The following is a 10,527-nucleotide window of genomic DNA, read 5'->3' as shown; positions in this document are numbered from 1 at the left end:
CGCGGGGGGGGCGACGCGGCTGCGGGCGGTCGCCGAGGCAGGCGGGGGGGGGCGAAGCCGGTCGCCAGGGCGCGGGGGTTCGGCCGCGGGGCGACTGCCGGCGCATGGGGGGCGACCCAGTCGGCGTCGGCGGCCAGGGAACGCGAACGATCCCACCGCAGGGGGCGGCCCCCTCCCCTTGCGACACCTGCAGTCGAACGCGCCCGAAGGCGGCCGCCCGCAGGCCGGGCGTGCGATTTCAAGGCATGATTCCCGCCAAAAAAACGAGGTTGTGCGCTGCTCAGCACGCGCTTTCAAAGCCCCAGAAGGCGCGCCCCCTCGCCTAGGTTGCCGCGACCTGGGAAAACGCCGGTGAGGATCCGCTGCTCTTCGCGCCCTCGGGTTCTCGGGCGTCCAAAACAACTCACAACCTCGCTTTTTGGCGGGAATTCGCCCCGGAGACGACGAGGGCCCGGCAGTGCGAAGCGCGACGTCGGGTGCCTAGCGTCGCGCGAGAGGATGGGCGGCGAGGTACTCGGTCTGGAGGTGGGTGCGGTCGACGTGGGTGTAGATCTGCGTGGTGGAGATGTCGGCGTGACCGAGAATCTCCTGGATGACGCGCAGGTTAGCACCGCCTTCGAGCAGGTGCGTGCCGAACGAGTGGCGCAGGGTGTGCGGATGAAGGTTGCTGATGCCGAGCACGCGGCCGGCACGGGCGACCACGGCGTGCACGCTCTGGCGCGAGAGCCGGCCGCCGCGGGCGTTGAGGAACACGGCGCCCGGCGACCCGGGCCGCGCAAGCGCAGGACGGCCCTCTTCCAGGTAGCGCGCGAGCGCGCGGGCAGCGGTGCCGGCGATGGGGGCGATGCGCTGTTTTTCGCCCTTGCCGGTGACGAGCAGGGAGCCCTCGTCCAGGCGCACTTTATCTCCATTGAGCCCCGTAAGCTCGCTCACCCGCAGACCGCAGCCGTAGAGCACCTCGAGCATGGCGCGGTCGCGCAAGTCGCGCGGGGTCGTACCATCCAGCTCGTCGAGGAGACGCGTGACCTGGGCGATGGAGAGCACGTCAGGCAGGCGATCAGGCACCTTGGGCAGGGGCAGGGCGTCGGCGGGATTTGCGCGGGAGAAGCCCTCGCGCAGGCAGAAGCGGTGAAACCCCTTGATCACCGACACGCGCCGCTTCACGCTGGCGGGCGCGTAGCCACGCTCGATCAGATCGGCCTCGTAGGCGCCGATGAGCGCGTGGTCGACGTCGTCGGGCGCGAGGGCGTTGCGGCTGGCGAGGAAGGAGACGTAGTCGCGCAAGTCGCGCGTGTAGGCCTCCACCGTGCGCGGCGAGCTGCCCCGCTCGATGCGCAGGTGGCTCAGGTACTCGCTGACGGCCTCCTCCATGGCTCCTCCCTTCCGAAAGGCATTGTAGCGCTTCACCGCCAGGTGCTGCGGGGGAAGGCGGCGCGGCAGGATTCCAGACGCCTCCGCGCGCCGCGCCTCCGCCGCCTTCGCCCCTTCCCTCTTCGCGCGTACTTATTTAACAAGGACGTAACCGCCGCGGCCCGAGCCTGCCGTCCGAGGAGCCCTGACTTCGCTATAATCGAGCAGGCGCCCTCGCGCGGGCGCCTGACCATCGCGACGTCTTTGAGGGAAGGACCCCTGCCCATGCGCACCGGCTTCGACAACGACAAGTACATCGCCCTGCAGGCAGAGCATATCCGCGAGCGCATCGCGCAGTTCGGCGGAAAGCTCTACCTGGAGTTCGGCGGAAAGCTCTTCGACGACTACCACGCCTCGCGCGTGCTGCCCGGCTTCGCGCCGGACACGAAGATCCGCATGCTCCAGAGCCTGGTCGACGACGTGGAGATCGTCATCGTCATCAACGCCAACGACATCGAGAAGTCGAAGGTGCGCGGGGACCTGGGCATCACCTACGCCGAGGACGTCCTGCGCCTCATGGACATCTTCCGCGGCATGGGCTTCATGGTGGGCTCGGTGGTCATCACCCGCTACGCCGGCCAGCCCGACGCCGACGCCTTCCGCAAGCGGCTCACCTCCATGGGCATCACGAGCTACCTGCACTACCCCATCGCCGGCTACCCCTCCGACATCGACCACATCGTGAGCGACGAGGGCTATGGCAAGAACGACTACATCGAGACGTCGCGGCCCCTCGTGGTGGTGACCGCGCCCGGCCCCGGATCGGGCAAGATGGCCACGTGCCTCTCGCAGCTCTACCACGAGAACAAGCGCGACGTGACGGCCGGCTACGCCAAGTACGAGACCTTCCCCATCTGGAACCTGCCGCTCACCCACCCGGTCAACATCGCCTACGAGGCAGCCACGGCCGACCTCGACGACGACAACATCATCGACCCGTTCCACCTGGAGGCCTACGGCGAGACCACGGTCAACTACAACCGCGACGTGGAGATCTTCCCCGTGCTCAAGGCCATGATGGAGCGCATCTCCGGCGAGAGCCCCTACCGCTCCCCCACCGACATGGGCGTCAACATGGCCGGCATGGCCATCTCCGACGACGAGGCCTGCCGCGACGCCGCCAAGATGGAGATCGTGCGGCGCTACTTCCAGACCGCCGTGGAGGTCAAGCGCTCCGGCCAGGGCGAGCGCGACCTGGAGAAGATCGAGATACTCATGAACCAGGCCGGCGTCACGCCGAACCACTCGCCGGCACGCTCGGCCGCGCTGCTCAAGGAGGAGATGACCGGCGCTCCCGCGGGCGCCATGGTGCTGCCCGACGGCACGGTGGTGACGGGCAAGACCGGCAACCTGCTCGGCGCCGCATCCGCGCTGCTGATGAACGCGCTCAAGGGAGTCTCAGGCGTGGACGACGAGCTCTACGTCATCTCCGACGACGTGCTCGAGCCCATCTGCCACCTGAAGACCGAGCACTTGAAGAGCCAGAACCCGCGCCTGCACTCCGACGAGACGCTGCTGGCGCTCTCCATCAGCTCGGTGAACGACCCCATGGCCGAGCGCCTGGTGGACAACATCGACAAGCTGCGCGGCTGCGACGCGTTCTTCTCGGTGATCATCTCGGCCACCGATGAGAAGCTCTACCGCACGCTGGGTATCAACATCTGCTGCGAGCCCAAGTACGAGTCGCACCGCTACTACCACAAGTAAGCCTGGCAAAACCGCACGATGAAGGGGGAGCCGCGCAAGATGCGCGGCTCCCCCTTCTTGTGGGCCCGGGGAGGCGTCCGGCGCGGGGAACGAAGCCGCCTCTGGCGGAGGGGTGACGGGACGAACCTCGCGAAAGGCGGCAACGAGCGCAAATTTTGACGGTTTTGCACCCGCGGCAGGGCGGATCAGCGGTCAGTCGGGACGCTGAAGACCATGACGGCCACAGGCGACCAGGGGTTTTGCCGCGCGGGGGCGAAACGCGGGCCCTTGGCGCGGGCGGAGCGGGTGCAGAACCGTTCGAATTTGCAAACCCGGCCGCGCTTTAGAAGGCTCAAGGCCCTGAGGAGCCGGACAAGCGGCTCACGCGGCAGGAGAACGCCGAGGCTGCGGAAGAGCTGCTCCTCGGCGGTGGCCGCCAGCTCGAAGGCGCCAGGCAGCGGCCATGGCTCCTGAAAGGCCTGCGCCCAAGCGGCGGCGAGCTGAGCGGCGAGGGCGATGACGGCGTAGCGCATGATGAGGTCGAGGGACATGGGGGCTCCTTTCAGCGGAGGCGCGCCGCAGGGGGGCGCAAGGATTACAGGACGGACAGGCGCGGCAACGGCCTGCGAGAGACGCGCGCGAACAGGAGGCACACGGATGACGCGGGCTGGTGCGGTGGCGCGTGGCGTGTCAGCGGACGCGGAGCGGGCGGGAGCAGGACGTCAGCGCGTGCGGAGCGGGCGGGCATCCCCGCACGCGGCTGCGAACGGGAGGCAGGCCAGGCCCTAGAGAGCGGCCAGGCGCGCCTGAACGGCGCGGACGCGCTGGTCGTCGGCGTAGGGTGCCCAGCGCGGGTCGGCGGTGACCGACGCAGCGAGGGATGAGGCGAGCCTCGCGGCAACCTCCGCGCGCGTCGCGACCGTGGCGGAATCGGGCGCCGCCCAGAGAAGGTCATCGACCGCCCAGAGAACGGACGGGTTCTCGGGCGCGACCAGCACGGCAGAACAGGCGGCCACCGCATCGGCGAAGCGCTCAAGCGCGACGAGGGCGTCCTCGGGCACGCGAGCAGGTGCGTTCTCCGAACCACCCGCCGCAGGACCATCAGACGGCGCGTCCCCCGCAGCGCAGGTCGGGGTGCCACCGGGCACGCCAGGCGCGGACTCGGCCCCTACCGCATCAGCAGCGGGCGCAACCGCCGGAAGCAGGCTCACAGCCAGGGCGCGGCGCGTCATCGGCAGGAGCGTCGGGGCGAGGGCCGTCATGCCCGGCACGGCAGCCAGCCCCTCGGCTACGGCAGCCACCTCGCCCAGCCGCTCCGGGTCATCGCCGTAGAGCGCCGCAAGCGCCTGCACGTCTGCCACGGCCTCGAGCGCCGCGCAGAGCAGCGCATGCTGCAGGACACGCGCAGCGGCGTCATCGTCGCCACGCTGGCGGTAGACCTGGGCGGCTATGGTAGCGGCGGGGATCGGCTCGCCGGGCAGGTAGGGGGCGAGCAGCGCAAGGGCATCCTCGTCCTCGCCGAGCCACTGGAGCAGCGCGGCCAGGGGCGCCACGGCACGGCGAGCCTCCTCCGACTCCGGCGCCATGGCGCGAACGCGCTCGAGCACGCGGCGCCCCAGCTCGGCGCAGGCAAGGGCCTCCCCCGTCATCGGCCGCTCCTGCGCGCCCGCGCCGAGCGGCGCCCGGCCGTAGAGCAGCATCCCGAGCGCCAGCAGCAGCGCCGGACACGACCACCAGCGCACGGCTTCGGCGCGCACGGCCTCGAGCGCGGAGGCGGGATCCTCCTCGAAGCGGGCGAGCAGGGCCTCGTAGGTCGCGTCGACGCGCTCCTGGGGCATCTGCGGCTCGTAGCCGATCAGCTCATCTACGCTCAGGGCGAACAGGGCTGCCAGCTTGGGGGCGAGCGCCAGATCGGGCAGCGACCGGCCGCGCTCCCACTTCGACACGGCGGCCTTCGTGACGCCCAGGTGCGCCGCCACCTCCTCCTGCGTGAGCCCGCTCTCCCACCGCGCCTTCGCGATCCGTCGTCCCAGGCTGATCTCGTCCATGCCGCCTCCCTTCGTCGGTTCCGTCTCCACCAGCGTAAGGGTCAACCCTCAGACCACGCAAGCGACCAGTCGTTGACTTCCGCCCGGCAGAATCAACCAGGGGAAAGCCGCAGCGCCGGCCAGAAGCCGCAGCGGGCCCCCTCTACCAGTCCAGCCGTCTTCCAGGGAGCACCTGGCGGCGCAGTTCGGCACGGCGCGACGCCCAATCTGATCGCGAGCAGCGAAACCCGCCCTGGAGGCGCGCCGCGACCAGCAGGGCCACCTCGTGAAACTGAGTCACATCGCGAACCTGATCCCAGGTGAGCGTGAGCACCGTGACCCCCTCGCGGGCAAGCTGCGCTCGACGTGACGCGTCACGAGCTATGCGGTTCGCCCCCACGTGAAAGCGGTTGGAGTCGTATTCGATCGCAAGGCGACGAGCGGGCCAGTAAAGATCGCAGAACCGGCTGGCCGGCCAGCGCGCAGACGACCGCGTCAGACGCACCTCGGCATTGAGCACAGGGGGCGCCAGACCGTAGCCGCCGCGCGAGGTCGGCGCGCAGAGAAGCAGCACGACAGCCGCCTCCATCGGAGAAAGCGCCCCGTCCACGAGGAAGCGCGCGGCAAGGCGAGCCGGCTTGGCGCCCTTAACGCCTGAGAAGCGCTGGGAGACGCGCCTCAGCGCAGCCGCCGTCGAGAGCGGCTCACGGCGGCGAAACCCCTCCGAGTCGTCGGCGTCGAGCGCATACCCGCCGCAGAGCTCCATCCCCAGCAGCGCCAGACGGCCGAAGGGCAGGCTCGGGGCCAGCTGGAGAAAGCACAGCTCGGGCGAGCTCACGTAAAGGTCGTGCGTCAGCCTGCGAAAGGAACCGGGCGGATAGGCAGCCGCGCAGACATGGGAGCGCACCAGCTGCGACTTGCCCCGCGAGGCCGCATCGGCGACCAGCACATGGTAGGGCCGCTCGTGGATGCCGAAGGCGTGGAGACCCGCGTCGGCAAGCGCCGCGCCCCGGGGGACGTCATGGCGCGGCACGGCGTAGCAGAGCGGGAACTCCCGCTCTGCGGCCTGCGACCGAAGATGCTCGAGCGCGGTATCGTGGCTGAAGAAGATGCTCATGGGCGCACCCTACCACGACGCTGCGCAGGAAGCGACCCGAGAAATCGACACCCCCCGCCGCAAATGCGAGCGGTTTTGCACCCGAAGTACACCCGATAGCCGCGCCCCTAAACGTACACGCCCGCAAAAGACCAGGTCGGGAAAGCCTTTTGTCATCATACACCCGTTTGCGTGCAACGCTCAGAGTGCAAAATCGACGGAATTTGCACCAAAAGGGCAAACTTGGCGAGGTGTCGTACAAAAGACGAAAGACGGCGCTGCGCAGCCACACGGGGCGAGCCGGCTAACGGTGAGAGCGATCCTTGAAGAGACCCGCCGCCCCGACCGCCAAGCAGCTAGCCGTCGACAGATCGGAGGCGTCGAAGCTGACAGGCCGCTCCGTCCTCACGTCGGCGAGAACGCCGACGAGCAGCAGAAAAAGACCCCAGAGACCAAAACCGCCGATCGCCACCATGAGAACCACCTCTCTCCGCTCATCCCCCAGGGGCAAGCGCCATGCTATCAGCGAGAGAGGCCGCCGATTGCCCAACGGGCCTTTCAGGCGCGCGGGAAGGCCGCCTAGCGGCTGCCGGGCCAGCCTGCCAGCGCGTCGGGCATGGCAGCGAGGCCCTGGGCGGCGAGCTCGGCGACGTCGAGGACGTAGACGCCGATGGCGGCCAGGTCGGCCAGGTTGGCGGCCTGGGCCTCGGGCGTGCGCGAGGAGGTGGCGTCGGACACCACGGCCACGTTGTAGTTGAGCGACAGCGCGTCATAGGCGGTGGAGCGCACGCAGTTGGGCAGGGCGGTGCCCGTGAGCACCACGGCGTCTACGCCCGCGCGGCGCAGGACGCGATCGAGCGACGTGCCGAAGAAGGCGGAGAAGCGCGGCTTGAGCAGCACGCGCTCGCCGTCGGCGGGAGTGAGTACGTCGGGACAGTCCAGGCTCGACGGGTCATCGCCCTCGACGCAGAGGGGGCGCCCGCCGGCGAGCCACGCCCCGTGGCGCACGGGCTCCACGTCCGAGCCGTCAGCCGCGTAGGCGCGCCGCACGTGGACGACCTCCATCCCCTGGCGCCGTGCGGCGGCCAGCGCGTCAGCGCAGGCGCCGACGGTGGCGGCGGCCCCGGGCACGCAGAGCGCCGAGCTGGGGGCGATGAAGCCGTTTTGCATGTCGATCATCACGAGCGCGGCGCGACGGGCCTCGATCATGGGACATCCTCTCTTCGCAGAGGCGCCCGCAAGACGCGGGCGCTCAGACGACAGACGGGCAGGCGCGACCCTCCCCTATTTCTTAAGCTGGCTGGGGTGCTTCTCGAAGAAGTCGAAGCGCGGCGGCAGCTCCTGGACGCGGTGGGCGCCCTCGTCGATCTCCATGGCGCTGCAAAGCTCCTCGCAGGACTCGAAGTCGTAGTTCCAGCTGAAGAAGTCGTCGAAGGCGAAGCTCAGGTAGTCGCAGATCTTCTCGCAGCCGACGGGCACCACCGGGTGCATGAGCAGCGTGGCCACGCGCAGGAGGTAGAACGAGTCCACGAGCACCTGGCGGCGCGCCGCGGCGTCACCCGACGCCTCGGCAGCTGACACGCCGTCGGTCCACCACTTGTTGGCGAAGCGGATGAACCCGTCCATGAGCGACATGACGGAGTGCAGCTCCACCTTGTGCATGAGCTCGTCGTAGGCGCGCAGGGTGCGCACGGCCTCCGCCCGCGCCTCCTCCGAGGGCGCGCCGAGCGGCATGCAGCCGTCGAAGTTCTTCTGGGCCTCGTAGAAGCAGCTGCGGGCCAGGCGATTGAACACGTTGGTGAGCAGCGCGCCCTCCTTGAGGGCCGGGTCGGCCACGCGGGGATCGACGCGCTTGTCCTCATCGGGGTCGAAGGGCTTGGGCTTGAAGCCGACGGACTTCTGGTCGAGGCCGAGCGCGAGGAAGTGGGCGCGCAGCTGCTCGGGAGTGTAGTGCTCGAGGAGCTGCTCGCCCGTGGGCGGCTTGACCGCGCCCGACGAGGACGCCTTCTTGTTGCCGAAGAGCATGTGGTGGTTGGCCACGAGGAACGTCTGGCGCAGGGCCGGCTCGTCAGCGTCGGCAGCCAGGATGCCGCCAGGCTCGAGGGCCTCCCACAGGGCCGGCTGGGCCACGCCGTAGAAGTACAGGTTGTCCTGGCCGATGAACTGGTAGACCTGCGCGTCGTCCGAGCACCAGAAGTCGCGCCAGCTGCCGCGCGGCAGCCCGCGGGCGTCGTTGGCGGCGATGGTGAAGGAGATGGGCGCCCACAGCGACTCGGGCCAGCACCACACGGTGAGGCCGCGCACGTCTTCGAGCTCTGGCGCGCGCACGCCCCACTCGATGTTGCCGGTGATGCGGAACGGCACGAGGGTCTTGCCCGTGCGGAAGCGGATGCCGGCGCGGGCCAGCACCGGACGGGCCTCATCGCGCTCGGCGATGGTGGAGAACTCGATCTCGAAGCTCTGCTTGCCCCCCTGGGCCTCGCGGAAGGCATGGGGCGGCAGCTCGTCGGCGATGGCACGGTAGTCGTCGAGCGCCTCGTTCTTGACGAAGACGATGGGCGGCGCGAGGAACTCCTTGACGGTCTGGGGCACCACGGCGCGCACCTCGGGATCGGCCTCGAGGGCGGCCACGCGCTCACGCAGGAAGTCGGCGAAGGCGGGCAGGTCGAAGTACCAGTTCTCCACCGGGCGCATCTCGGGCACCGTGCCCGTCACCGTGGATCGCGGCGCGATGAGGTCCTGAGGCTCGTACTGGTGCCCCAGGTCGCACTCGTCGGCGTAGCCGTGCTCGGACTTGCAGCCCTGCACGGGGCAGCGGCCCTGCACCTGGCGGCCGTTGATGAAGATGCCGGCCTCGGCGTCGAAGAACTGGAGCGTGGCCTCACGGCGCAGCCAGCCGTTGGCGTAGAGCCGCTCGATGAACGAGTCGGTCACCATCTGGTGCACGTCGCCGGCATGTCCCAGGCCCGAGCCCTGGTAGATGTCGAGGCTGATCTGGTAGGCGTCGAGCGCGCGCTTCTGGGCGTCGTGGTTGGCGGCCACGTAGTCGGCGATGGAGCCGTCGAACTCGCCGGCCTCCACGAGCTTGCGGTAGCCCTCGTCGATAGGCGAGCCGAAGCAGTCGGTCCCCGAGACGAAGCGAACGTTCTCGGCGCCGATGCGGTCGCGCAGAAAGCGCGCGAAGGCGTCAGCCGGCACGAAGACGCCGCCGATATGGCCGAAGTGCAGAGGCTTGTTGCCGTAGGGCATCCCCGCCGTCACCACGGCGCGGGCCGGCCACTTCACGCGGGCGTCAGTTCTCAAATCGGACATCGGGATTCTGCTCCTTTGCCGTCAGGCCCTCGTCGGCGGCCTTCGTCTCCATCCCCATGAGGCTCATCAGGGCGGACAGGTCGCTCACCTCGGGTTGCAGGTACATCGTGCGGTAGCCCGTCGCCACGCCTGCCAGGCCGGCTGCCTTGTCGCAGGCGTCCTCGAGCGTGCCGATCTCGTCAGCCAGGCCGTTGCTCACCGCGTCCATCCCCGTGAAGGTGAGGCCGGTGGCCAAGGCGCGCACCTCCTCCTCGGTCATGCCACGGCCCTCGGCCACGGTGGCGATGAAGGTGGCGTTGATCTGGTCGACCATGGCCTGATAGTATGCGCGCTCCTCGTCGGTGAGGGCGCGGGTGCCGTAGCTGGAGTCCTTCGAGTCCGACGAGGTGACGTTGTCGATGGTGATGCCGAGCTTGTCGAGCAGCCCCGAGATGTCGGTGAGCTGCATGGCCGTGCCGATGGCGCCGATGGCCGTGGTCTTGGCGGTGAAGATGTAGTCGGCCTGGGACGAGATCTCGTAGGCCGCCGAGGCGTTCATCGAGGCGCTCGACACCACGATGGGCTTGGAGAAGTCGCGCACGTAGGTGCTCATCTCCTCGCCGGCCGTAGCCGTGCCGCCGCCGGAGTTGACGCGCAGCACGACGGCGCGGATGTTCGGATCGGCCTCGGCGCGGTCAAGCTGGGCCTTGAGGCCCTCGGGGCTCGATGTGGAGCCGTCATATTCGATGGTGCCGTCGATGGCGATAATACCCACCGTCGGGCCGCTCGCGGCGCTCGGCGCGGACGTGCCGGCCGACCCGAACGAGGAGCCCAGAACCGACGTGCACGACGCCATGCCGACGAAGATGGCCGCGAACAGCAGGATGACCGCCACGAGCGCGACGATCCACGCGCGGCTGCGCGGGGCGGGCGGGGCGACATAGGCACCCGGCGCGTAGGGCGCCTGCCAGGTGCCCGCGGGGGCTGCGGCGGGCGCGCCGCCCGGGCCGGCGGCGG

Annotated in this window: 9 protein-coding genes; 1 reads left to right on the top strand and 8 read right to left on the bottom strand. The window is 69.5% G+C overall.

The window, feature by feature from the left end; translation table 11 throughout:
* Window positions 1–480: 480 nt before the first annotated feature.
* Window positions 481–1,371 (bottom strand): site-specific tyrosine recombinase, encoded by an 891-nt coding sequence (locus D1643_RS08245; RefSeq protein WP_160710168.1) that lies wholly within the window; start codon window positions 1,369–1,371, stop codon window positions 481–483.
* A 264-nt stretch (window positions 1,372–1,635) separates the two neighbouring features.
* Here D1643_RS08245 and D1643_RS08240 point away from each other — a divergent pair, with 264 nt between their 5' ends.
* Window positions 1,636–3,117, top strand: coding sequence for a DUF1846 domain-containing protein (locus D1643_RS08240; RefSeq protein WP_160710167.1), 1,482 nt, complete (start codon window positions 1,636–1,638; stop codon window positions 3,115–3,117).
* Window positions 3,118–3,302: 185 nt separating this feature from the next.
* Here the strand turns inward: D1643_RS08240 and D1643_RS08235 are convergent, their stop codons facing one another.
* The 7 genes from D1643_RS08235 to sppA all read right to left on the bottom strand — a co-directional run.
* On the bottom strand, window positions 3,303–3,647 hold the full coding sequence (locus tag D1643_RS08235) for a hypothetical protein (RefSeq protein ID WP_160710166.1): 345 nt from the start codon (window positions 3,645–3,647) through the stop codon (window positions 3,303–3,305).
* A gap of 234 nt (window positions 3,648–3,881) precedes the next feature.
* A complete protein-coding gene (locus D1643_RS08230) occupies window positions 3,882–5,144 on the bottom strand; it encodes a helix-turn-helix transcriptional regulator (RefSeq protein ID WP_160710165.1) in 1,263 nt (420 codons plus the stop codon).
* 142 nt (window positions 5,145–5,286) lie between these two features.
* Window positions 5,287–6,240: a hypothetical protein gene (locus tag D1643_RS08225; protein WP_160710164.1), complete on the bottom strand. Its 954-nt coding sequence runs from the start codon at window positions 6,238–6,240 to the stop codon at window positions 5,287–5,289.
* Window positions 6,241–6,523: 283 nt separating this feature from the next.
* The gene (locus tag D1643_RS08220; RefSeq protein ID WP_160710163.1) at window positions 6,524–6,694 is read right to left on the bottom strand and encodes a hypothetical protein; all 171 of its coding nucleotides are present in this window, start codon (window positions 6,692–6,694) and stop codon (window positions 6,524–6,526) included.
* 104 nt (window positions 6,695–6,798) lie between these two features.
* On the bottom strand, window positions 6,799–7,428 hold the full coding sequence (locus D1643_RS08215) for a cysteine hydrolase family protein (RefSeq protein ID WP_160710162.1): 630 nt from the start codon (window positions 7,426–7,428) through the stop codon (window positions 6,799–6,801).
* 75 nt (window positions 7,429–7,503) lie between these two features.
* Window positions 7,504–9,531: a class I tRNA ligase family protein gene (locus D1643_RS08210; protein WP_160710161.1), complete on the bottom strand. Its 2,028-nt coding sequence runs from the start codon at window positions 9,529–9,531 to the stop codon at window positions 7,504–7,506.
* Window positions 9,512–10,527: signal peptide peptidase SppA (sppA, locus tag D1643_RS08205; protein ID WP_160710160.1), on the bottom strand; the 1,016-nt coding region annotated here is incomplete at its 5' end. The genes sppA and D1643_RS08210, both read right to left, overlap by 20 nt.

Source organism: Enterorhabdus sp. P55, from assembly GCF_009911695.1.
Taxonomy (GTDB): domain Bacteria; phylum Actinomycetota; class Coriobacteriia; order Coriobacteriales; family Eggerthellaceae; genus Enterorhabdus.
Note: the sequence above shows the minus strand (reverse complement) of the source record. Positions and strands in the feature narration are given on the sequence as shown.

Coding starts and splice junctions, on each gene's coding strand:
- D1643_RS08215 (WP_160710162.1), bottom strand. CDS start 7,428: ATGATCGAGGCCCGTCGCGCCGCGCTCGTGATGATCGACATGCAAAAC.
- D1643_RS08230 (WP_160710165.1), bottom strand. CDS start 5,144: ATGGACGAGATCAGCCTGGGACGACGGATCGCGAAGGCGCGGTGGGAG.
- D1643_RS08225 (WP_160710164.1), bottom strand. CDS start 6,240: ATGAGCATCTTCTTCAGCCACGATACCGCGCTCGAGCATCTTCGGTCG.
- D1643_RS08210 (WP_160710161.1), bottom strand. CDS start 9,531: ATGTCCGATTTGAGAACTGACGCCCGCGTGAAGTGGCCGGCCCGCGCC.
- D1643_RS08235 (WP_160710166.1), bottom strand. CDS start 3,647: ATGTCCCTCGACCTCATCATGCGCTACGCCGTCATCGCCCTCGCCGCT.
- D1643_RS08245 (WP_160710168.1), bottom strand. CDS start 1,371: ATGGAGGAGGCCGTCAGCGAGTACCTGAGCCACCTGCGCATCGAGCGG.
- D1643_RS08220 (WP_160710163.1), bottom strand. CDS start 6,694: ATGGTGGCGATCGGCGGTTTTGGTCTCTGGGGTCTTTTTCTGCTGCTC.
- D1643_RS08240 (WP_160710167.1), top strand. CDS start 1,636: ATGCGCACCGGCTTCGACAACGACAAGTACATCGCCCTGCAGGCAGAG.